Origin of the sequence: Paenibacillus sp. BK033 (genome assembly GCF_004345425.1) — a bacterium.
Classification (GTDB): Bacteria; Bacillota; Bacilli; order Paenibacillales; family Paenibacillaceae; genus Pristimantibacillus.
Map to the genome: position 1 here is coordinate 252,149 of NZ_SLVP01000007.1, position 23,924 is coordinate 276,072.

The 23,924-nt window shown below is 53.1% G+C and carries 20 protein-coding genes; 3 read left to right on the top strand and 17 right to left on the bottom strand.

The features are described 5' to 3' along the window. Window positions 1–66: 66 nt before the first annotated feature. The 9 genes from EV294_RS22150 to EV294_RS22190 form a co-directional block, all read right to left on the bottom strand. Entirely contained in the window at window positions 67–1,788 is a 1,722-nt protein-coding gene (locus tag EV294_RS22150) for an ABC transporter substrate-binding protein (RefSeq protein WP_132310770.1), read from the bottom strand. Window positions 1,789–1,879: 91 nt separating this feature from the next. Next, window positions 1,880–3,439, bottom strand: coding sequence for a response regulator transcription factor (locus tag EV294_RS22155; RefSeq protein WP_165930774.1), 1,560 nt, complete (start codon window positions 3,437–3,439; stop codon window positions 1,880–1,882). A gap of 18 nt (window positions 3,440–3,457) precedes the next feature. Next, window positions 3,458–5,254 (bottom strand): sensor histidine kinase, encoded by a 1,797-nt coding sequence (locus EV294_RS22160; protein ID WP_132310959.1) that lies wholly within the window; start codon window positions 5,252–5,254, stop codon window positions 3,458–3,460. Further along, window positions 5,232–6,782 carry a response regulator transcription factor gene (locus EV294_RS22165; protein ID WP_132310774.1) on the bottom strand — a complete coding sequence of 517 codons (1,551 nt, stop codon included), beginning with the start codon at window positions 6,780–6,782 and terminating at the stop codon, window positions 5,232–5,234. Before EV294_RS22165 ends, EV294_RS22160 begins: the two co-directional genes overlap by 23 nt. A 198-nt stretch (window positions 6,783–6,980) precedes the next feature. After that, on the bottom strand, window positions 6,981–8,357 hold the full coding sequence (locus EV294_RS22170; RefSeq protein ID WP_132310776.1) for an AraC family transcriptional regulator: 1,377 nt from the start codon (window positions 8,355–8,357) through the stop codon (window positions 6,981–6,983). A gap of 84 nt (window positions 8,358–8,441) precedes the next feature. Next, window positions 8,442–9,182 carry a GTP cyclohydrolase II gene (locus tag EV294_RS22175; protein ID WP_132310778.1) on the bottom strand — a complete coding sequence of 247 codons (741 nt, stop codon included), beginning with the start codon at window positions 9,180–9,182 and terminating at the stop codon, window positions 8,442–8,444. A gap of 61 nt (window positions 9,183–9,243) precedes the next feature. Next, a complete protein-coding gene (locus EV294_RS22180; RefSeq protein WP_132310780.1) occupies window positions 9,244–10,176 on the bottom strand; it encodes a hypothetical protein in 933 nt (310 codons plus the stop codon). Between the two features lie 359 nt (window positions 10,177–10,535). After that, window positions 10,536–10,736 carry a copper ion binding protein gene (locus EV294_RS22185; protein WP_132310782.1) on the bottom strand — a complete coding sequence of 67 codons (201 nt, stop codon included), beginning with the start codon at window positions 10,734–10,736 and terminating at the stop codon, window positions 10,536–10,538. Window positions 10,737–10,756: 20 nt separating this feature from the next. Continuing rightward, on the bottom strand, window positions 10,757–11,095 hold the full coding sequence (locus EV294_RS22190) for a metal-sensitive transcriptional regulator (protein WP_132310784.1): 339 nt from the start codon (window positions 11,093–11,095) through the stop codon (window positions 10,757–10,759). A 170-nt stretch (window positions 11,096–11,265) separates the two neighbouring features. Between EV294_RS22190 and EV294_RS22195 the strand changes: the two genes are divergently transcribed. After that, the gene (locus EV294_RS22195; RefSeq protein WP_132310786.1) at window positions 11,266–11,997 is read left to right on the top strand and encodes a glycerophosphodiester phosphodiesterase; all 732 of its coding nucleotides are present in this window, start codon (window positions 11,266–11,268) and stop codon (window positions 11,995–11,997) included. Between the two features lie 5 nt (window positions 11,998–12,002). Here the strand turns inward: EV294_RS22195 and EV294_RS22200 are convergent, their stop codons facing one another. The 8 genes from EV294_RS22200 to EV294_RS22235 all read right to left on the bottom strand — a co-directional run bounded on the left by EV294_RS22200 (window position 12,003) and on the right by EV294_RS22235 (window position 22,139). Then, complete coding sequence (locus tag EV294_RS22200) at window positions 12,003–12,869, bottom strand: YitT family protein (RefSeq protein WP_132310788.1); 867 nt, start codon at window positions 12,867–12,869, stop codon at window positions 12,003–12,005. Window positions 12,870–13,002: 133 nt separating this feature from the next. After that, window positions 13,003–13,998, bottom strand: coding sequence for an ABC transporter substrate-binding protein (locus tag EV294_RS22205; protein WP_207918179.1), 996 nt, complete (start codon window positions 13,996–13,998; stop codon window positions 13,003–13,005). Between the two features lie 131 nt (window positions 13,999–14,129). Further along, on the bottom strand, window positions 14,130–15,122 hold the full coding sequence (locus EV294_RS22210; protein WP_132310961.1) for an ABC transporter permease: 993 nt from the start codon (window positions 15,120–15,122) through the stop codon (window positions 14,130–14,132). 48 nt (window positions 15,123–15,170) lie between these two features. Then, a complete protein-coding gene (locus tag EV294_RS22215; protein WP_132310802.1) occupies window positions 15,171–16,670 on the bottom strand; it encodes a sugar ABC transporter ATP-binding protein in 1,500 nt (499 codons plus the stop codon). Window positions 16,671–16,809: 139 nt separating this feature from the next. Continuing rightward, window positions 16,810–17,808, bottom strand: a complete 999-nt coding sequence (locus EV294_RS22220) for a substrate-binding domain-containing protein (RefSeq protein ID WP_132310804.1) — start codon at window positions 17,806–17,808, stop codon at window positions 16,810–16,812. Continuing rightward, the gene (locus EV294_RS22225) at window positions 17,805–19,595 is read right to left on the bottom strand and encodes a sensor histidine kinase (protein ID WP_132310806.1); all 1,791 of its coding nucleotides are present in this window, start codon (window positions 19,593–19,595) and stop codon (window positions 17,805–17,807) included. Before EV294_RS22225 ends, EV294_RS22220 begins: the two co-directional genes overlap by 4 nt. A 9-nt stretch (window positions 19,596–19,604) precedes the next feature. After that, window positions 19,605–21,221, bottom strand: a complete 1,617-nt coding sequence (locus EV294_RS22230; protein ID WP_132310808.1) for a response regulator — start codon at window positions 21,219–21,221, stop codon at window positions 19,605–19,607. Between the two features lie 90 nt (window positions 21,222–21,311). Next, entirely contained in the window at window positions 21,312–22,139 is an 828-nt protein-coding gene (locus EV294_RS22235) for a PaaX family transcriptional regulator C-terminal domain-containing protein (protein WP_165930775.1), read from the bottom strand. A gap of 135 nt (window positions 22,140–22,274) precedes the next feature. Here EV294_RS22235 and EV294_RS22240 point away from each other — a divergent pair, with 135 nt between their 5' ends. Together EV294_RS22240 and EV294_RS22245 are read left to right on the top strand one after the other, a co-directional pair. Beyond that, window positions 22,275–22,991, top strand: a complete 717-nt coding sequence (locus EV294_RS22240; protein WP_132310812.1) for a metal-dependent hydrolase — start codon at window positions 22,275–22,277, stop codon at window positions 22,989–22,991. After that, window positions 22,988–23,917 (top strand): AEC family transporter, encoded by a 930-nt coding sequence (locus EV294_RS22245; RefSeq protein WP_132310814.1) that lies wholly within the window; start codon window positions 22,988–22,990, stop codon window positions 23,915–23,917. Before EV294_RS22240 ends, EV294_RS22245 begins: the two co-directional genes overlap by 4 nt. Window positions 23,918–23,924: the final 7 nt, after the last annotated feature.

Here is a 23,924-nt window from a genome sequence, read left to right on the forward strand (position 1 = left end):
CTCCAAAGATAAAGCGGAAGGGCTGAGGCAGTCTGCTTCATCCCTTCCGCTTTCTGCTGCCTTACATTAATTGGTGCTCCAATTTTGAATACGCCATTGAATTTGTTCGTTAATGCGGTCCTCGTAAGCTTTTACGTTGATTTTCTTATACTCGTCTACGTAATCCTGCCATACTTTATCGAATTGATCAGGTTTCGACATAATCGCTCTAGGCAAGAATTTCAGCGAAGCATCCGTCATTTTCTTGTTGGCAATCGAAGCATCGGAGCCGTCAATCAGGTCGATCTGCCAAGCCGGGTAGTAAACCGGATTATCCGGCGGCATCGAGAAGAATTCCGTCCATGTTTTGTGGCCGTAAGCATTCAGAACTTCTTTGTCGACATCTTTCAAGCTGTCATAGAATTCTACAGGGTCTCCGCCCGGCGATGTTGCATTGCCGTCGCTCAAAGTACCTTCAATCTTAGGCAGGTATCCGTAAATGCCGTCTCCGAGGTTGGCAAGCTTCCAAGCCGGATCCTCGTAGTTTTTGCGTTGCTCAGGCGTTCTGGTATATTTGCCGTCCGCGCCAACTTGATAGTCAACGCCTTCTTCGCCCCAAGTGAACATCTTCTGGTATTTCTCATCCATCAGCTGTTCAAGCGCTTGAATAATGCGTTTCGGATCCTTCGCGTCTACCGAAATACCAAAGCCGTTGTTCAAGTTGATAACGGCGCGGTCGCGGTAGTAGTCCTTAATGCTTGTGTCATAAACAAGCGGGAAGCCTACATAAGTGCGGTCGGACTTGCCTTGCGTATTCAGAGAGTCTTCCGCGGTTTGGAAGTTCCAGTGCTGGTCGAACATGCCAAGGACATTGCCTTGAGTCAGCTTCGCCAAATACTGGTCATAGTTTTGGGTAAATGCTTCTTTATCCATCAGCCCTTCGTTGTACAGGCCGTTCAGTTCTTTGTAGTAACGTTTCGAAATGTCTTGCGTCGCGAAAACGCTTGCCACGCCATTGTCTACAACAACGCCGCCGTCGTTTGGATGTCCTGTCAGATGCTCAGGCGCATTCAGCAGGCCGAATGTCCGCCAGTCGGACGCGAGTGTCGTAAAGCCGATTGTTTTCTGACCGTCGATTTCAGGATATTTCGCCTGATATTCGCGGATCAGCTTCATATAATCATCAAGGGTTTGGAGTTTAGGATAACCGAATTCCTTCAGTACGGCTTTTTGAATCCAGAAGGCAGGACCGCTGTAGAACGTTTCGTTCACATTGCCTTGATACGCGCCGTAGTTAGGCAGCCAGTAAATGTGGCCGTCGGAAGGATCCTTCATCCGGTTCCAGTATTTCGCGTAATGCTCTTTCAGCTTCGGAGCATACTGCTCAATAAGATCTTCAAGTGGAATAACAGCACCCGCCGATACAAGCTTAGGGTCCGCGGTAATCAGGTCAGGATAGTCGCCGCCGGCAATCATAACGCCAAGCTTTTGCTCAAGGTCGCCTACCAGGAATTCCGTCTTAAACGTAATGCCAAGCTCGTCTTTAATTTTTTTGAACAGCTTGTTGTCCGGTGTCGGCGATTGGCCAGGCGCCCCGATAAATGCCGAGATCTCAACCGGCTTCAAAGCCTCGTCCGTTGCATTTGTGCCCGAATTGCCTGCGTTCGCAGATGTAGATGGCGCAGCGGACGCATCGCTGTTACTATTTTTGCCACCGTTATTGCCATTACTGCACGCTGCAACCGTTAAACTTAAGGCAACCGCGACTGCCATAGTTGTCAACAATGGCTTTTTTGCTTTAACCCCCATTTGCTTCTCCTCCTACGGATTGTGTGCTTACCTCTACATTATGAGGTATTTGAATGCGTTTACATCATAATCAGAGTTAAGCATTATCCCCCTACGATTTAAGGTGGGGTATTGTTTTTTTATACTCGGCAAGCTTCATGCCGAAACGTTTTTCGAATTGCTTCAAGAAATGCTGATAGCTGCAATAACCAAGCCCCTCCGCCAGCGCCGCCCCCGAAATATCCTGGTTATGGAGCAGTTTCTTCGCATCGTTCATCCGCAGATGATGAATGTATTCATGAATGCTGACCCCGTACTTTCTGGAAAAGGCCTGCCCCAGATAGACGGGATTCATATAGAAGATTTCCGCTATCTCCTTCACCGTAACGGATTCGCAGTAATGCTGGCGCAAATATTCTTCTACCTTGGCAATGGTCCCCCCCTGCTGCCGGCTTCGACACAATGACAGTTCTTCCCGGCACATTAGGCAAAAGCTCAGCAAAAACGCGTGCAGCTTCAGCAAGGAATGCTCATTCGCCCCAACAAGCGGATACCCGGTTTTCTCAAGCAGTTGGTCCGCGTCCCCGCCAAGCTCTTTGTAGATGCCGGAGCATTGCACCATAATGTGGGTAGAAAAGGCGGAGATCAAGGATGGCATCGTCCTTTTATCGGCAAAATGATCAAAGATTTGCTGCAAGCGCTCGACTATCCGTTCTTCGTCATTGGTTTCAACTGCCTCTATGATTTTTTCGGCCGCCTCCCATAGATGGGAATCATAGGCAAAGCCCTGCTCCTTGATCTCGTCGTAGTAGAGAGGCCTCTCTCTTCGGTCATAAAAGAGATAAGCACCCGCTTCCTCCGCGTGCCGGTATGAGCTGCCAAGCTCCTCCGCCTCCTTCACCAGACTGCCGACTACCAGGCTGAGGCCTCCATGAACCGAACCCCGGATCTCTTTGTACAGAAGCTCCGCCATATCCTGCATAGCCGGCTTGCTGTCTTCTTTAAGTATGCAGACCAGCCCAAAAGAGGTCAGCTCCTGATCCAGTATGCAGCCTCCGAATCCCCCTTCGCCTTGCCCCTTCTCAAGCAGCTCCTCGACCGCTTCCGCTGCGGAGGCCAATTCCGATTCGTCCAGTTCAACGCGTATATATACCCATCCGGCAGCATCTACGGAAAGGCGTTTAATAGAAGTCTTGTCGGCATCGGATAATTCTTCGCCGCGTATCAATGCGGTTAATGCCCGGCGCTGTGCGCAGCGTTCCGTATAGCGGGCAGCCTTCTGTCTGCGGCTCTCTTCCCCCAATACTTTGTTCAAACATTCCAGCACTTCATTGGCTTCATCGCTCATAATCGGCTTGGTCAAATAATGCGAGACGCCGAGCTGCAGAGCCCGCCTTGCATACTCGAAGTCGCTATAGCCGCTCATGACGACAAATTTAGTCTGTTTATGCCCTTCCATCCTCATCTGGGAAATAAGCTCCAATCCATCCATGATCGGCATGCGAATATCCGTAACGACTAAATCGGGCTTGGATTCCCGGATCAGACGGGCTGCCTCTTCGCCGTCTCCGCAGACCGATTCCACCTCGAATCCGTTCTTCTCCCAGTCTATCAATAATTGAAGGCCTTCTATTGCAAATGGCTCATCATCAACAAGCAGGACACGGTACATGCTGCTCCCCCTTTCCATTTACGAAGCCGCACCCGGCTTTGTCTGGTTATGCTCAAGCTGCTGGAGCGGTATTTGATAGCTCACGGTCAATCCGCCCTCCGGGCCGTTCATCATCCGGAATTGTACGCTTTCATGGTAAAATAGCTCCAGCCTGCGGTACACGTTGCGCAGACCGACATGTCCTTCCATTGCCTGCTCCGAACGGACCGCCTGCTGAATCCGGTCCAGCGCCTCCTGCTCCATGCCGATTCCGTTATCGGCTACGGAGACCGTTAACCCCCGTTCGGACAGGCGGGCTTCGATTCTGACGGACCCTCCGCCTTTAATCGCCTGCAGCCCGTGCTTGCAGGCATTCTCCGCCAGCGGTTGAATGCTCATGATCGGTACCCGGACGTCATTCGCAAGCGGATCGATATCAACAACGTAATCAAACCGATCGCCGAAACGGAATTTCTCAATCTGCAGGTACATCAGGGTGAACTGCAGTTCCTCCTTCAGCGGTACCAGATCATCCGCCCGCCGGAGCAGCCTCCGGAGAAGAAGCGACAGGCTTTTTATAATTTCGGTCACATCCTTGTAACCGTTTTTCGTCGCCACAACAAGAAGCGCATTTAAAGTATTGAACAGGAAATGCGGATTCATCTGGCTCTGAAGCATATTCATCTCCATCCGCACCCGCTCGACCTCCAGACTTTTCTGATGAATCTCCAGTTTGTAGACGTCGTTAATCAGCGTATTGATCTTCCTCGTCATCATATTGTAGGTATTAATAAGTCCGCCAATCTCGTCTTTCCCTTCCGGGAGAGTCACCTGATCAAACCGTTCGTTGCGCACGCGGTCCATATGCCGGGCTAACTTCTTGATCCGGTAATGGTAAGAACGGAGCATAACGAATATTAAGAGCGAAGGAATAAGCGTGCTTATGACCGCAAGCCACAGGATGGAACGCCGAGCTTCATCCAGAAGAGTCGCAATCCGGTCGTTGTTAGCCCTTCCGATCAATTTCCATCCTTGCACGTAACTGACCGTGCCCAGATTCGATACAAAAACGTCTCCCTTTGCCCAATCCGACATATCGGCATCATAAACCGATTTGCTTCGGCCGCCCGTTTCCGCCACAACCTGGTTCTGCTCGTTTACCAGCTCCAGCTGAAGGCTGTCGCTTTCCCTGCTCAAAATATCGTAGATTTTATCTACGTTCAAATCGATCCTTAGAAATTTGCGATATTGCGGTTTAACAATGCTGAATCCTTGATCCATGTCGCTAATGACGCTTATTTTCTTTGCCGGGCCTGTTGTCCCCGATTCCTCCGAATAGGCAACTACACGGAAAGCATGGCCTGGCTGCCTTAACAAAGGCCCAAGCCAAGGACTTGCTTCTTCCGGGGCATTAATGACATAGTAATTGTTTCCGGTCTGAATGGAATGGTTATACGTATAAATCCGGATTTCCAAAATGTTCGGGTATACGGGCATGTAACGCTTCAGCTTATTGCGAAGAACGCTGTCATAGCTCTCGTAAGAGGAGACAGGGCTGTCGTAGGTTTTGTCGAGCACCTCGTTCAGGGAATCGTCGCCTTCAATGGAATGGCTGACCGCTACGCTTTCGTCAATCATGCTGTGCAGCTCCGCTGCGGCCCGGTCCATCGATTTGCGAAGGTTCTCCTGTTCGCGAATCCGGATATTATCCGAGTTCTGTTGGTAGAAAAAAACGTTGATGCCGATAATGGGGATGAGGATGCATAACACGTAAATCATTAAAAATTTTAGATTTAAGGGAATATCGTTGATTTTATTCGGAAACAGCCTGTTCATCACTCAAGACAATCCCCTTTTGATTTGATTTGTAAGCCGAGGGCGATACTTTCGTTAGGGACTTGAAGACGGAGCCGAAGTATTCGGTGCTGTGATACCCAAGCTCGTTTGCAATGGTAGACACCTTCAGATCCGTTCGAAGCAACAGCTTCTTCGCTTCCTTGATTCTCAGAAGATGCATATAGTCGTTAAAACAATAACCGGTTACCCGTTTGAACTGCTGGCCCATATAGACCGGGTTCAGACTGAAGAGCTCCGCAAGCTCCTTCAACTGCAGCTTCTCCCGGTAATGATCGGTTACGTACGCAACGGCCTCCTGAAGCCTGCCTTCCGGCTTCTTGCCGTTCAGCTCGTCGATCTCCCCGGCTGCCTGCAGGCACGCTGCCGACAACTGTTCCCGCACATTCCCCACCAGGCCGTATTGGGGCAGAATCCATTCCGGCGGATTGGCCGGATCCCCGCCGGCTTTATGATAAGCCCGAAGCAGTCCGCCTTGCAGATAAGAGAGAGAGGCCGCCAAGCTGCTTGCCGGTTTATTGGTTCCTTCAACAAACTCGACGAGTGCGCTGGCAGCCTTCTCTATCGCAGAAACATTGTTACGTTCTACCGCCGCCAGTAAAGCCTCTGCCCGGCTCGCCGCATCCTCCCACCGCCAATGCGTATGCTCATCCCTGTGCTCATACCAAAAGACACCCGCCCGTCCCTTGTACAAGCCCCTGCTTCGGAGTTCCTGAAGCTGCGTATACAGCTGCTTTAGATGCCGCCAGCCCTGCGTTTCTCCGCTGACATATATCGAGCAATAAGGCCACCGGCCGGAAAGCCTCTCCGCAATCCGCCTAACGTCCGAGTCTAATCCCTCTTCCAGGCCATCCTGCTGCCGAGACCACACAAGCAGCCCGGTTGAACCCGATGGCTCCTCCATACATCGGCTGCCGGCCGGTAGTCCCGTCAATTCAGCTTCCACTTCTTCCATCGTTGGCCCGGGCTTTCCGCCCGTTACGTCAAGGACAATCAGTCTCCCCGCCGCCTCCGGCAAGCAGCCCAGATGGGAAAGCAAGGCTGTCCGCGCCTCCTCGTCCTCCTCCTGCAGCGCTCTCGCAAATACGATGGATAACGATTCGCTCGCCGATGCCTCCATGCTGTTCCGCTGATCCATGTCTACCCGAAGCGAGTCCAGCAATTCATGTATCTCTTCTTCGATAAGCGGCTTTAACAGGTACTGCTCTATCTGATGACGGATCGCAAACTGCGCGGCATCAAACCGCGAATAACCGCTCACGATCACCGTTTTTATCTCTTTCAGCCTTTGGCTTTGCTTCATTTGCCGGATTAACTCAAGTCCGTCCATAACCGGCATCTGCAGATCGGTAAATACAAGATCGGGCACTTCCCGCTCCATAACCTCAAGCGCTTCCCTGCCGTCCGATACGGCCCAGCAAAGCCGGAACCCATGCGATTCCCAATCCACCATGGTTCTCCAGCCCTCCAGCATAAACGGTTCATCATCTACAACAAGTACGTTGTACATGCGGGCACCACCTTTCAGACGTTTATCTTCGTCGTCAATACCTACCCTCAGTGTCACATAGGGTTAAACCATCAGCAATGTAAAAAGTTAAGATTTGTTGGATTATTTTAAGATAAAATGTAAGCGTTTACGATTGGTTTTGCAAGAAAACCCGCTACCCCGGTTACCCGGGGTTACTGCGGCGTTTGCCCAAATCCATTAAAATGACTGCTCGGACAGTCGGTATTTCGCGGGGCTGACCCCCACCGTCATTTTGAATAAACGGCTGAAGTAGGCATGATCGGCATAGCCGACCAGCTCGCCCACCTGATATATTTTCAGATTCGTCTCTCGCATAAGCCGGATGGCCTGATGGATCCGAATGCTCGTCAGATGATGAGTAAACGTAGCGCCGGTCTGCGAGCTGAACTGATTGCTTAAATAATTGGGCGTCACGCCAAGCCGCTTCGCCAGCGCGACGAGAGACAGCCCTTTGTCCCCGTACTCGGCCTCCATAATCTGCATCGCGGAACGGATAATGCGGCTCACAAACTCGTAACGGAGCAGCTTCTCGCCTGCTTCCCCCGCATGCCCCAGCTGACGCAGACTGTTCAGGTACAAGGAGCGGAGCTCCGACAGCGCCGCGGTAATCCCGCCAAAGCCCAGCTTGATCGGAATGCCCAGCCGCTCTTCAAGCTCTCTTTTTTTCTTCAGCACGATCTCTTCCATATTCGGAACGGCGTGCTTCGAGGTCAGAACGGCAGCATTCATAAAAGGAGGGTCGTCTATTACAACGACCGTCCCAAGCTCCTTCATATTCTCGGTTAGCTGTTCCTTCATCCAGAAACGGTCCGTCGACTGCCAGAACGGCTTGTCCTCCATCTGAAACGTAAACACTCCCGCCCATCTGAAGGAAGGCAAGGTTGCCTCATCCCTCTGGACATCCCGCATATACGGCTCGGAAAACAAGGTTTGAACCTTCTTCTCCAGCGAGCTCTGCTCGCGGTGACGCAATAAGGGAACGGAATATTCGCCTTGCGGTCTCCCGCCTCTCCCCGGATGCGGCTGCGTCAGACTTCTAGCCTCCATCGTCAGAATCAGCAAAATCTGCATTACCTTGACCCGGATATCCAGCCGCCTGACGATATCATTTTCCGGCTCGGCGGAGCAGATTTCCATCAGTTCCTCGATATGGGGCATCAACTGCTGCACGGTAGGCGATTCCGCCCGGAACAAATGCTGCTCGATCCGGCCCAGCAAGTAGAACAAATCGGGGTCGTCCACATCGAGATGCAGCGCAAAATAAGTCATCGGCTCATCCGACGCGTTACGGCTGTGATGCACTTCATCAGGCCGGATCAGAAGCAGGTCCCCTGCCCGCTGAACATATTCTTTACCGGAGATCACGGTTCGCTGGCTCCCCTGAAGCACGACATTGAGCTCCAGCAGCGGATGCTGATGCTCCTTGTAAGACCAGCCTTTTCCTACGGTGCGCCAATGCGTGCCTAACAGCTGAAAGGCAAGCCGAAAGCTTTCAAGTATGATTTCATGAATGACTTCCGGCACTTCCCCGTCCCGATTCGTCTGCCAAGTCACGCGACCTCACCGCTTCCTGCGCTTTTTCTTGAATTATATCACAGGAATTACAGGGATGGGACGCACACATTATATGGAATACCGCTACTGCTCCGGACAACCGCCTACGAGATGACCGGACCGGTTGATCTTCGTCTGCAAATATTTCTCGTTATATTCCGACACATCTCCCCAGAGCGGAATCCGGTCGGAAACGTCAAGCCCGGCATTGCGCAGCGCGTCCAGCTTTCGCGGGTTATTCGTAATGAGGGTAACCGGCTTGTCCTTCGGCCGCAAGGAGCGCAGCACCCGGATGGCATCGCCGTAGTTGCGCGCATCATCCACAAATCCGAGGTTAAGGTTCGCCTCGACCGTATCATAACCCTGCTCCTGAAGCAGATAGGCCATCGCTTTGCTGAACAGCCCGATTCCGCGCCCTTCATGATTCGCCAGGTAAAAAAGCGCTCCCGCCCCATGCGCCGCAATCATCTTCATCGACTGATGCAGCTGGTAGCCGCAGTCGCAGCGCTTGCTGCCGAATATATCTCCCGTATGGCAGATGCTGTGCATCCGGATAAACGCCTCGTCCGCATGCTCGAAATCACCATAAACGAGCACGCTTGATTGCTGCATCTCCGCGAGATTGGCGCCGGACAGCTTATGTATAATATCCTCTAGCTTATCTGCTTCCTCCTCGCATAACAGCCAGCAATACCAATGAAAAATAGCCGTCTGATCATCCAGGTTAACCGGCAGCTTGATCGGTCCAACCAAATAAATCTCCCCGTCCTCGCTGTCGATATGCCGGATTTTGCCTTCGAGAATCGAAATAATTTTCTCATTCATGGTTCTCTATACCATCCCTTCGCTTCCATTATTGACCTAGGTTGCGCAAGGATAGCGGCAGCTATGCTTGTTCCCCCACTTTAATCGTAAAGGAAGAGGTCAATAGGTCGCCGTGGCGCTGGAACTGGCCCCATACTTTATAAATGCCCGGGGAAGGGAACGTCGTCTCGAATAAAGCTTCCGGTCCCGCCGTCTGCCCTTCCTTCGGATGAACATGCAAATAATGCCGAAGATCCGAGCTGACGATAACCACATGTCCCGCCGCCCCAAGGTAAGGCTCCATATCCGGCACCGGTCTGCCTGTCCCGGCATCCTTGAACGAGAAGGCGAGAGCCGTCTCTTTCCCTGCTTGCAGCTCGCCGGTGTGCAGCGATACGACGGTACTTTGAACCGTCTGAACAAGCCTCTTGTCCGGTACCAGCGGAACGGCCGCCGTTGTTTTGCCGCCAACCGTCACTTCCGTCCGAGCAACCTGATGACTCCCTCCGGCCGGGACAAAATCCGCAAACAGCTTATAGGCTCCGCCTTTCGGAAAGACGGTGTCTACCGTAAAATGCCCCTGTCCTTCATCGACCGGATGAAGATGCTGAAATTCGCTTAAATCGCTGCTGACCGCAATGAGATGAATCTCCCTCTCATGATTCAGATCAAAGCTTTGAACCGGACGGCCGTGCGCATCCTTGAAGTTAAGCTGAATAGCTGCGCGATTGCCGGCCTCCGGCTGCTTCGGCAGGAAGCTCCACTGCACGGTGACGCTCTGGTTATGCCCTTCTTCATGGGCATGGTGATGCTCATGACCTGCGGCGGTGTCGCCGGATAGCCGCGTGCCGGCTTGACCGAAGGTTACCCCGGATGCGGGCGCGGGAGCTGCTGCGGCAGAGCCGGATGCGGCCCAGCCCGTTTGGCTGGATGTATAGGCAGCCGACAAAAGAACGGCCATAAGTCCGATATGCAACGTGCGATTGCGATTTTTTCGATTACGTCTATGCATCATGCGCTGTATTCGCTCCTTCCATTTATCCCTAACAATATACCCAGAGCCGGTATACGCTAATCACCTATGGAAGAAGCAAAAGCAACGTGTTCGATGCATTGCACGGAATGCAGGATAATGCTCATTATTGGAGAAGCTACAGGCTTTATGCTGCACAAAATGCAGGATAATGCCCCGATTGAGGCGAATTCGAATCGCTTTTCTCCAATTTGCAGCATTCCGTGCAACGTAATACCCTGCATCGATCGAAAAGGCTTTATTATCCTGCATAATGTGCATCATACGAGTGGGCTCGTATTAAGCAGAAAAAAAGACGCTGTCGGACTCCGTCGGAGCTGGCAGCGCCTCTTTATAGCCGGTTAAACGACATCGTAGCCTTGATCTTCAATCGCTTCCTTGATGGCGTCAAGCGATACCTTTTTCTCGTCGTACTGAACGGTTACTTTGCCTGCAGCCAGATCCACGGTACCGCTTGCTCCTGCTCCGGTAACCGCCTTCTCCACCGCGCTAACGCAATGGCCGCAAGACATCCCTTCAACCTTCAACGTTACGTTTGCCATAATATAAATCCCTCCCGATTTTATTTCATTAATTTATTTACGGTAATGAGCAGCTCGTCAATAACTTCACTTTCTCCCGCCTGAATGCGCTCGATCACGCAGCTTTTCAGATGACCTTCCAGCAGAAGCTTCCCGACACTGTTCAGCGCAGACTGCACCGCGGCAATCTGGTTCAGCACATCATCGCAATACGTATCCTTCTCGATCATCGCCTTAACGCCGCGGATTTGGCCTTCTATCCGGTTCAGGCGCGATACGAGGTTGGATTTCATCTTATCGGAATGATGGCTCTTCCGCTCGGCACCTTGTTGTTCCGGTTCGCTCGAATGGCAATGCTCGGTCTTCTCTTGTTCAATCATCTTTAAATACCTCCAGGGGGTATGGAATAGTCTTATTGTATCATACCCCCTAGGGGTATGCAATCCGCAATCCGCGCATAAACCTGATAAAGATAATATGCCGCAAACAAATCAGAAGTAAAGTAAAATCAATTCAATTTTATGATGGAGATGGGAGTGGAAGAACGGTTATGACTACGCTTGTGAATTATGCGCACCGGGGAGCCTCGGGCAATTATCCGGAGAACACGATGATCGCCTTCGAGAAGGCGATCGAGCTTGGCGCTGCAGGGATCGAGACCGATGTGCAAATGACCAAGGACGGCGAGCTGGTGCTCATTCACGATGAAATGCTGAGACGGACAACCGGGTTGAATAGCCTTGTCGCCGATATTCAGTCCCATGATCTGCTTCAATTGGATGCCGGCAGCTGGTTTTCCCCGAATTTCAAGGACGCCAGGATTCCGACGCTCGCGCAGCTGCTGGACTTAGCCGGGCAGACCGGGACGATTCTCAACATCGAACTAAAAAACGGCATCGCGCCTTACCCCGGAATGGAGCAAAAGGTAATCGAAACCGTCCGTGCTTACGGCATGGAGAATCAGGTCATCCTCTCCAGCTTTAATCATTATTCGCTTATCGAGTGCAAGAGGCTGGCTCCGGAAATACGGACTGGCATCTTGTACATGGAAGGCTTATACCGTCCGTGGAAATACGCCTTGTCGATTGGAGCTTCCGCCCTGCATGCCTCGCATTTTGCCGTGCTGCCGGACTGGGTTGCGGAAGCCGCCCAGCATGGCGTTATCTATAACGTGTTTACAGTCAATGAACCGGCCGAGATGCTTCGGCTGATCCAAGCGGGAGTCGCGGGAATCATTACCGATTACCCGGAACGGCTCACTGCTCTGCTAAACAAGCTTTAATCCGTTTAGTGGATGCTTTTCTTCGTAAAGCCGCCGCCTTGCACGTCGGCAACATTTTCGATCGCGATAAACGCTTTTGTATCAATGTCATGCACGATCGCTTTCAGCTTCGCCACTTCGAGACGGCTGACCACGCAATAAACCATTTGCGTCTCTTCCCTGGAGTAACCGCCGCGTGCCTGGATATAAGTCGTGCTGCGTCCCAGACGGGTCATAATCGTTTCGGCGATTTCTTCGTACGCGCTGGATATAATCGTGACGGATTTGGATTCCTCAATACCTTCAACAACGATGTCCATGACTTTGGTTGCGAGATAATAGGTGACCATCGAATACATCGCGGAATTCCATTCAAACACAAAACCTGCGAGGATAAAGATAAAGACGTTGACGATCATGATGATTTGACCAACCGGCATGCCGAATTTTTTCGATGCCAGAATCGCTAGAATCTCCGTGCCGTCGAGGGAACCGCCAAAGCGGATGACAAGACCAACGCCGGCTCCAAGAATGATCCCGCCGAACAGGACGGCCAGCAGTTTCTCTTCGGTAAAAGCATGTACGTGGTGAAGCAGCTGCGTGGTAATCGACATAACGGCGATACCGTATAGAGTAGATATGGCAAACGTTTTGCCGATCTGCTTAAAGCCGATGAACAGGAACGGAATGTTCAGGATGAAGATGAATAGACCAAGGGGCAAGTGGGTTAATTCGGATACCATAATGGAGATACCGGTGATACCACCGTCGATTACATCGTTTGGCACGAGGAATAATTCCAGTGAAACACCCATCAATACAGAACCAATCGTGATAAAAATAGCCCTTTTAAAAATCTCTAATCCAGATATTTTTTTGTGCTCTTTTGCCATCGTGACCTCCAACCTTTTCTTTTTAGGGTAACACAATCCTCAGGTCTTTTCAAAAAAGGAGGATGAAAAAAAGCAGCCGGCGTCAATGAATATGACACCCGGCCGCTAGTTTTATCCTCTTCTTTTCAGCTGATTATTCGTATAATACCGCTTTAATTTCGTCGCTGTCGATATTGGATTTATCGTAGTAATAGAAGCCCGTATCGATCGATGGCTCCACTTTTTCGCCCCGGATCGCTTCAACGGCCGCTTTAACCGTTTCATAGCCGATACCTACCGGATTCTGCGTAATGGCGCCGGCCATAACGCCGCTCTTGATCGCATCCAGCTGCGCCTTTCCGGAATCGAAGCCTATTATCGTAATTTGGCCTTCCTTCTTCAGCTCGGTTACGGCGTTAATGACGCCAACCGCAGAGCCTTCGTTCGCCCCGAAGAAGCCTTTAATATTCGGATGCGCCTGGATCATCGCCTTGGCAAGGTCCGTCGATTTCAGATGATCGCCGCCGCCGTATTGAATGTCGACAATCTTAATATTCGGATATTTCTCTTTGATCCGGTTTACGAAGCCGTCGCGGCGGTCAACGCCGGTAACGGAGGTCTGGTCATGCACAATGACGCCAACCTCGCCTTCTCCGCCGATTAACTCCGCCATTTTGTCTGCGGCAAGGGCGGCAGCGGCCTTGTTATCCGTCGAAGCGGTGGTAACCGGAATATCGCTGTCTACGCCCGAATCAAAGGCAATAACCGGAATGCCCGCGTCCTTCGCCTTCTGCAGGAGAGGCACCGATGCCTGGCTGTCGAGGGCGGCAAAACCAATCGCGCTAGGCTTCTTGTCGAGAGCGGCCTGCAGCATTTCGATCTGTTTATCCACTTGCGATTCGGTTTCCGGACCTTCGAAGGTAATCTCCACGTTGAATTCGGCTGCGGCCTTCTCGGCGCCTTGTTTAACCGCCTGCCAGAATTGATGCTGGAAGCCTTTCGAAATGATCGGAATATAAATCTTGTCCCCGCCCGCTTTGGTTCCGCCGTTGTTCGTACCGGATTTGCTGCCTGTATTGCTCGAGCTCTTTGAGTTGTCTGCGCTGTTCGAATTGTTCGCACCGCAGGCGCTCATCATAACAACTGTCATTAACGCTACTAGCAGCAATGCCGTAAACTTCTTCACCGAAATCTCCCCTTTGATTTTTGGATGGAATCCTTCTGTATAGAATCTCTTGTTCCGGCACATCGGCCGGTCAGAGCTTCTAGCGATAACAGGCCTTACGCTTTGCGGCGGCGCAGGATATCAGCGTATACCGCAAGCAAGATGACAAAGCCGACAACCACGGTCTGCCATTCCTGCGGAACGGACAGAATCCGAAGCCCGTTCGTCAGCACGCTCATAATCAGAGCCCCGATAACCGTGCCCACGATTGTCCCCTTCCCTCCGCTAAGCGAGGTACCGCCAATGACAACCGCCGCAATAGCCTCAAGCTCGTAACCGGCGCCAAGCGCGGGCTGGGCGGAATTGAGCCGGGAAGCAATCAGGATACCCGCCAGACCGGTGAAGACACCGGTTAGGGTGTAGATTACGATTTTCCAATAGTTCACGTTAACGCCGGACAGTCTGGTCGCTTCCTCGTTGCTGCCGAGGGCAAAGTTGTAACGGCCGACGATCGTTTTGGACAGCAGGATGCTTCCGATAATCGCGGCGATGAAGAAGATGACAACCGCATTCGGGATGGCAAAGCCCGGGATAATCTCGTCGAAGAACGAGCCCTGCGACACCTCGCTGAACACCGGATGATCGTTGAAGTAGATCGGCTTCGTACCGGAGATGACAAGGGCTAGACCTTTGGCGATCATCATCATGGCAAGGGTAGCGATAAAAGGCGGGATCTTGAGCCTGGCGACCATCACCCCTGACAGCAGCCCGCAAACGGCGCCGGTCAGGATGCCCCCGATAATGCCGATCGGAACCGGCAGTCCCCAATACGTGATAAACACCCCGGTCATCACCGCGCTTAAAGTCATTACCGTTCCGACCGACAAATCAATGCCGCCCGTTATAATGACAAACGTAGAGCCCAGTGCCAGGACGCCGGTCACCGCGGTCGAGAGCAGAATCCCCACGATATTGGAGAATTGAAAAAAGTTGCTGGACGAAATGGTGAATACGAGAATAAGGACGATCAGACTGGCAAAAGCAAGCACCTGCTGCAGAACGCCCGGCTTCAGAATAATCGCGGTCTGCTTGCCGCCTAGCTGCGCCATTTCGGCTTTTGGCTGCATTTTCATAGAGATTCCCCCTAAACTCCGTTGTTAAGCTCTTAATGTCGCGTATCGCATAATCCGCTCCTGCGTGGCTTCCTCGCGGTCCAGCTCGCCCGTGATGCGCCCTTCGCACATCACAATGATGCGGTGGCTCATCCGCAAAATCTCGGGAAGCTCCGAGGAGATCATAATGATCGATTTGCCCTTGGCGGCGAGATCGTTCAGCAGCTTGTAGATTTCGCTTTTTGCCCCGACATCGATGCCCCGGGTCGGCTCGTCAAAAATCAAAATGTCGCAGCCCTGGGTCAGCCATTTGCCGATTACAACCTTCTGCTGATTGCCTCCGGAAAGGAATTTAACATCCTGATCGATATGAGGCGTCTTTACCTTCAGCATCTCGACAATCTGATCGGCCGCCTTCGCAATCTTGCTCCGGTTCACCCAGCCTACCCCATTCACGTATTGCCGGAGCGAGGCGACGGCCACGTTGGTCTTCACGTCCATCTCCACAATGCAGCCGTACCGCTTGCGGTCCTCGGACAGGTAGCCGATTCCCGCCCGTACCGCGTCATAAGGCTGCTTTATTACGACCTTGCGCCCATGCACCGTTATTTCTCCCGCATCGAGCGGATCGGCGCCAAAAATCGCTCTTGCCACTTCGGTCCGCCCCGCTCCAATCAGCCCGGCGAAGCCGATGATCTCTCCTTTGCGCAGCTTGAAGCTGATATTGTCCAGCGCTCCCTTGCGGCTTAACCCCTTCACCTCAAGCACCGTCTCGCTGTTCTCCGCTATCCGGCTTTGCTTCGTGCTGTCATAAATTTCGCGCCCAACCATCATCGCGATAATCTTCTCGTTCGTAACGGAATCCGTCGGCACCGTGTCGATATACCGACCGTCCCGCATGACGGTAATCCGGTCCGTAATCCTCTTCAGCTCATCCATCCGGTGCGAGATGTAGACGATGCCGACTCCGCTTGCTCTAAGCTGGTTTATAATAACGAACAGATCATCGATCTCCGTATCGCTCAGCGCGGCTGTTGGTTCGTCCATAATGAGCACCTTGGCGTCGTAAGACAAGGCTTTGGCGATTTCCACCATCTGCTGCTTCGCTACGGTAAGATTGCCGACCGGTTCATCCGGATCCAGCTCCATGTTCAGCCGTTCGAACAACCGCTCTACCCTGCGCTTCAGCTCCCGTTCGTTCAGAAACAGCCTAAGTCCCCGCCGAGGCTCGCGTCCGATATAGATGTTCTGCGCCACCGTCAGATCGGGGGCCAGGTTCAGCTCCTGATGGATAATCGAAATCCCCAGACTTTGCGCGGCTTTCGCGCTTGGAATCTCGACTTCCGTTCCTTCGTATACGATGCTTCCGCCATCCTTCTGATAGACGCCCGTCAGCACCTTCATCATCGTCGACTTGCCCGCCCCGTTCTCACCGACCAGCGCGTGCACCTCGCCCCGCCTTAATTCGAAGCGGCAGTCCTGCAAGGCTTGAACGCCCGGAAAATACTTGTTGATCCCTTCCATCTGAACGAATATGTCTTTCATGCCTCCATCACTCCATCCCGCTGTAACTAAGCTCATTCTAAAGCGCTTTCTCGATTGCCAGAATGGAATAATGTATTTGAATAGTTGAAAAAAATCTGTTCCTTTTTAGAATCCGTTTTTCTTCAAAAAATGAAAAAAGCTACTCTCCCACAAAGGGGAAGAGCAGCTTCTGATTTTGTTCCGTGTACATATTGTCTTTGTTGATAACGACCGATTCCGTATCGATCAGCCTAGGCACTTTCTTGCCCCGCACCGCTTCAATGGCCGTCTTCACGCTGAGGTAGCCCATATTGTAAGGCTTCTGGACAACGGTTGCCTGCAGCACGCCGCCTTCAATCAGCTGTACTTCATCCACCGAGCTGTCGAAGCCAACAAGCTTTATTTTGCCGCTGAGCCCAAGATCCCGGATCGCTCGGCCGGCCCCCACGGTGGAAGGCTCATTTAGACCAACAATCCCTTTAATGCCAGGATCCTCGGAGAGAAGCTGCTTGGTCAGCTCATATGCCTTCTCGAGCCGTCCTTCGCTAAAGAGCGTACTTGCTACCTCAACGTTTGAATGACCTTCCAGCCACTGCCGCACGCCCTTTTCCCGTTCAAGCTGCGAAGAGGTTCCGTAAACGTAACTCATAATGGCGATTTTCGAGGAATCGGCCCCCGGCAGCAGCTTGGCCATCTCTTCTCCGGCCTTCTCCCCGGCTGCCATATTATCCGTTGCGATAAAGCTTAGCGCATCATCGCTGTTAATGCGGGAATCTACCGTAATGAGCTTAATGCCCGCCTTAACAATCCGCTGGGCGATAGGAACCAGCCGGTTATAATCGGTCGCGGCCATCACGATCGCATCCGGCTTCTGCCGGATGGCCTGCTCCAGCTGCTCCATTTGAATATCGATCTCCGTCTCCGACGGAGGCCCGATTACCGTAACGTTGGCGCCAAATTCGTTGGCCGCGTCCTCAACCCCCGTGATAAGCACCTTCCAGAAATCAATCGCCGAGCTTGTTGCTTTTACCGTAACAATGATGTCGACGGGCTTCTCCCCGCGCTGGCTTGCCGCCCATTTATAGAGGCCGACGACAGCAGCCACGATAAGAATCGCGGCAATGGCCACGGATGCGGATCTGCGTCTGTACTCGCTCATGCGCCAGCACCTCCCGCCCATTCATCGCCTTCAATGGCGGCAATCCGTACCGTTACGGTTGTCCCTTCATCCGGTACGCTTCTGTACGTCAGGCCGTAATCCTTGCCGAAATAAAGCTGGATCCGCTCGTGGACATTCACCACGCCAACGCCTTTGCTTTCCCGGTCGCTTCTCCTCGGCTCCAGAATCGTTCGGAGCGCCTCCGCTTCCATCCCAACGCCGTTATCGCTCACTTCCAGCCAAATATAACCGTCCCGCTTGCCGCCGGTAACCTGAATCGTTCCGGTCCCGATTCTGTTCTTGATGCCGTGGTAGATCGCGTTCTCGAGCAGCGGCTGAAGCAGCACCTTCAGCGTGCGGTACGCGTAGATATCCGGATCAATGTCAATCTGGAAATCCAGCTTGTCCTTATACCGGATTTTCTGGATCGTCAGGTAGTTGGCAACATGCTCAATCTCCGTCCGGATCGAGACCAGCTCTTGCCCCCTGCTGATGGAGGAACGGAACAGCCGCGCCAGCGCGGAGGTCATCAGAACGACCTCGTCCGTCTTTTTCCCCTCAGCCATCCAAATGATCGAATCGAGCGTATTGTACAAAAAATGCGGATTAATCTGCGCCTGCAGCGCCGTCAGCTCGCTCTTCCGCTTAATTTCCTGTTCCCGGACGACCTGGCTCATCAGCTCCTCGATCTTGACAACCATCAGGTTAAACGTGCGGGCGAGAGACGCGATTTCCCTCGGATTGCCGATCGGTACCCGGATATTAAAAATCCCCTTCTCCACCTTCTTCATATGCTCCTGCAGCTGCTTGATCGGACGGGACAGGTTACGCGAGACAAAGACGGCAAGCAGTAGCCCGACAATCAGGCAAAAGATCCCCGCCGCCGCCATCGACAGCTGCATTTCGCGCTTGTTGCCGATCAATTCGTTGACGTAGGACACGCCAACGATTTTCCAGCCGAAGCCGGTATCCTGAATCGTATAGATCCGGCTTGTCTTCCCTTCGTCGGTCATAAAGCTGCCGCTGCCCTTTGCTAGCACCTCGTCGATTTTCTCCGATTTCAAGTTGCTGTAGATCAGCTGCTGCTGCGGATGATAGACGATATTGCCGGCCTCATCCACGATAAAAATGTACCCCCGCTTGCTTAAGTCGATATTGTTCAAAGTGTCGTTAATAACGCTGAAGTTCAGGTCGACGAGCAGCACGCCGCGCGGCTCCGTCTGATCCTTGCTCCACAGCTCCCGGCTGAGCGAGACCACCCAGCCGTATTCGTCCTTGAACATATGCTGGACATGGGAGGAAGACACGACAATCCGGCCCGATGCCTCTTGCGCGCTGGTATACCAAGGCTGCTCCGCCAGCCTGACGCTTGGATTGAGCTCAACATGCTCGCGGTCCGAGACGAACCGGCCGTTGTAGCCAATGACGTTAATCGAAGCAATGTCTTTGCGCGAAGCCATAATGGAGTGAAAATACGCGGAGATCCGCTGCTCGCGCGCCAGCCCCTCCGAGCTTTGCCCGTCACTTCCCGCTTCGCCTACAAGCTCGCGGACATCCTCGTTGCTGAGCGCGAGCATCGATATATTCTCCATGCTGGTAATATAGGTCTGAATGTTGGCATTCACTTGACGGATCAGCTCTGCCGTATAGTCCTGGGCCGTCTCGCGGACGGACGAGGCCGACAGCTGGTACGAGATGACGCCTAACAGGATGGCCGTAAGCAGAATGAGGCAGGCGGAGGCGGCGGCAATATTCGTTTGAATGCTTTTGAATTTAAATAATTCCATAAGCGCGCCTCATGCCTGCTCCGCCGCCGTCCGATGACGGTAATCCGTTGGAGATTCCCCCGTGTGCTTCTTGAACAGAACGCTGAAATACTGCGCATCGCTGTAGCCGGTTCTGGCGGCAATCTCGTAGGTTCGAAGCCCGGTAAACTTCAGCAGCTCCTTCGCTTTGTCCATCCGGACCGCAGTGACATACTCGACAAAGGTTCTGCCGGTGTGGGCTTTGAAAGCCGCGCTGAAATAACTGACGCTCATATGAACCTGCTTGCAGACGCCTTTGACCGATAGATTCTCGTCCTCGTAATTAGATTCCAGATAGGCGATCGCTTCTTCAATCTGCGACCGGCATTGGTCGCGGCGTGTGGCCGTTACGCTATAAACGGCTTGCCGGCAGGCCGTCTTCAGCCATTCCCCGATCTCTTCCATCGTCCTGAACCGGTAGATCTCGGTCATCGGGTTAATGCCTTCTCCGAACGCCTCGGACTCCTTGCAGCCAATATCGCCAAGCGCCTGCATGACGGCAAGAATCGTTCTTTGAATACGCAAATAGCAGTGATCGATGCTGGTCAGTTCCGCTTTGTTATACCGGATCAGCGCTTCGATAGCGCGCTCTACTTCATCCGCCGTGCCGGTCTTGATCCCGGCTATTAATTCGCGGTCGAATTCGGCCGGATGACCGGCCGGCGAGCTTCGGCGCTTTTCCATGTCCAGAATGCTGATGACGCTGTTGTCGCCAAGGACAAGCCGATAGTCCAATGCCGCGGCCGCAGCCTTGCAGGTCTCTCTGATTCTCGTATAGCTATGAACGGTCGTCCCTATTCCGATCGAAACGGTCAGCTTCAGGAATTGAACCGCCGATTGCCGAATGCGCTCGGCCAGCTCCTGCGCCTTCTCTTGCAGCAGCTCCTCGCGCTCCCCGCCAAGGATGGCCATAACCCATTCCTCCCTGCTCCGGAATACAACGGCCTCCGGCTCCCCGCTAATAATCTCCTGCGCGATATTGTACACGGCAAACCTGAGCAGCTCCCGGTCCGTATCCGCCCCGCCCTGCTCTTCGAGCCGGTCCGTGTCGATCGCCAGCCCCAGATAGCAAGGTCCCGTCAGTCGAATCCGGAAATAGCGCAGACGCGCCGCAATCTCCTTCTCGCTTAAAGCCATCGTCGACATCCGCTCGAGGAAGCGTTCCTTGAGGAGCGGCATGCTCTCATGCAGCTGGCTTTGCAGCCGGGCCAGGTCCTCCCGCTCCCTCTTCTCCTCGTCCAGCTCCAGCCGGAGCTTATGCAGCATCGCCGAGAACTCGGCTGCCGTTACCGGCTTGAGGATAAAATCCTTTACCTTCAGCTTCAGCGCCTGCTGCGCGTATTCGAAATCGTCGTAGCCGGTCAGGATCACGACCTTTGTCTCCGGATACCGTTCCATGACTTCGCGGGAAAAGGCGAGCCCGTCCATAAACGGCATATTAATATCGGTCAGCACGATATGCGGCCGCAGCCGTTCGATCTCCTCCAGCGCCTGTACGCCGTTCTCGCAATCCGCCACGCACCGAAAACCAAGCTCCTCCCACGGGATGCGCTCCCTGATGCCTTCCCTTACGACCGCTTCATCGTCAACCAGCACTATCGTATACAAGGACGTTCCCCCTACTGCCTATCAGGATTGGAATTGTATGCGCTTTTATTATAGTAGGGAGAGTCGGAGGGCGGCAATGAGGAAAATGCTCTACCGTCCGAGAAAATGCGCCACAAAAGGGCGGTATGGGGATTGCTCCGGTATCGCAAGCGCGATCCGCCGCAGGCAGGCCTGGAATTGTCCAAGCAGCAGCTTGCCCGTCCAAGCCTCGGGCAGCAGAGGGTCCGGAAGCATCGGATCGCGCAAACCAAGCTCGGCAATGACTTCGCCCAGCTCGAGGAAAAGAACAAACAGCGGCAGCCCGCCGCCCGTGCCTGTTCCCGCTGCTTCGAGTTCCGTAAGCGCTGGCTCCAAGCCTTCGCGGAACCAGCGCTCCTTTTCCCGATATAGCTCTTGAAGCTCTTCAAGCGGCCATAAGGAAGCTGCCTTTTCCGGCGTGATGCCGTTATGTACAATCCTTGTATTCGTAACCGTTATATATTCCGTAACCTCGCACTGAAGGGCAAGCCGGATAACCTCTTCCCGGTAATCCCATGGCGAGACGTAGACGCTCTTGTACAGCGAGCCGAAGCCCAGCTGCAGCAGCTCCGATCGGAAGCTATCCCTGCGGCGCCGTTCCGATTCCGGAATTTCGAACATAACCATGCACCATTGCCCGTCCCATTCCTTTCCGTATAAACCGGGCTTAGCGTTAATGATCCGGATGAATTCCTCGCCAAGCGGCGTTGCCTTGTAGCGGGAGCGTTCCGCCGATTCGGCATATCCGTCCTTCTTCAGCTTGGAGAGCGCGTTGCGCACGATTTGATGGGAGATGCCCCGCGCTTCATACACCTCGACAAGACGGCTTACGGAAGCTCCGGAACCGGCTCCGTCCCCGCTTGCAAGAAGATACAGCAACTGTTTTTCTATCGACAACAACGGACCCACAACTCCCCTCGCAAAAAAACAAGCCGAAATGATTGACATTTATTCACTGTTAGTAATATAACATAAATATATACGATCGTTAATTTTTTTATTATAAAATTTAATTTTGAAAGCGAGGTCCCGCTAATGCGCATTGATTATCACGGGCATTCCTGCATCCAAGTAACCCACGATGCTTATTCCGTCATCATTGATCCTTTCTTGACCGGCAATCCCGTCACCACTCCGCGTATAGACCAAATTAAAGTCCAATACATTCTATTGACTCACGGTCACTCCGATCATATCACCGGCGCCATTCCGTTGGCAAAGCAAAACGATGCGCCCATAGTCGCCGTCGAAGAATTGGCGGTGCATCTGGGACAGCATGGCGTTGGGGTCGAACCGATGCATGCCGGCGGAGCCTGGGATTTTCCGTTTGGGCGCGTCTATCTCACTCCCGCCCTTCACGCCTCATCCTCCCTTAACGAAGAAGGCAAAATCGTCTACACGGGCTCACCGGTCGGCATTATCCTTCAAATGGGCGGGGTTACCTTGTACCACGCCGGCGATACCGGTTTGTTTGGCGATATGCGCCTGCTTGGAGAACGGTTCGATATCGACATCGCCTTTCTGCCGATCGGAGGACGCTTCACGATGGATCCTGGCGATGCCTCGGTAGCCGCGGAGTGGATCGGCGCGCGTTATATCGTTCCCATTCACTACAATACGTTTCCGGTCATTGAGCAGGATGCAGCCGCATTCATTCGCATGCTCCGGCAAAAAGGGATCGCCGGCACCGCGCTTGAACCCGGGCAGCATTTGAACGTCCGGCCAAAGCCAAGGGAAGAGGAATTGAGATGATGAATATCCTGCATACCTTCCTCTATATCATCGTCCCGATCCTTATTCCGCTCGCAATCGGCGCGCTGCTCCACCGCAAGTTCAAATTCGAGCTTGGCGGTTTCTCCAAGATGCTCATGTATTACTACATTCCCGCGCTTGCTTTCGTGAAAGTGTACCAAGCCGAGCTTACCGCTTCTTTGCTGGCCACGATATTCGTATTCCTTGCCGCGCAATTTATCGCCATCGTGCTGATCGGCCAAGGCGTCAGCCGGATGCTTCGCCATCCAAAGCCGCTTGCCGCCAGCTTCTCCAACAGCATCGCGTTAACGAACAACGGCAATATCGGCATTCCCGTCAATGCCATGGCATTCAAGCATGATCCGTTCGCCATGTCCGTCCAGATGATGGTCGTAACCTTCGAATTGTTCGCGACCTTTACCTTTGGCCTGCTGAATGCCAGCAGGGCGGCAAGCGGGCTTAAACACTCGCTGCTGCAATTTGTTAAAATGCCCGTCCTGTATGCCATTATCGCCGGCACCCTGCTGCGGCTCGTCCCGATCGACCTGCCGGCACCGCTTCTGACTCCCTTATCGGCTGTTGCGGACGGGATGCTCAGCTTTGCCTTGTTTACGATAGGCGCTCAAATGGCCTCTACGATGCTTAAGCTTCATACGATTACCGTCCTATGGAGCAGTCTCATCCGCTTGATTGCCGCTCCGGCCATCGCTTGGCTGCTGCTGGAGCTCATGCATGCGCATGGCGTTACCGCGCAGGCGCTCTTTATCGCCAGCGCGATACCTACCTCCAGAAACAGCGCTGCGCTTGCTCTCGAGTACAACTGCGAGCCCGGATTTGCCGCACAGGCGGTGCTTTTCTCCACATTGCTCAGCAGTATTACGCTTACCGTCATTATTCAACTGTCGGGTGTTCTTTTCCCGGCATAACCGTTAA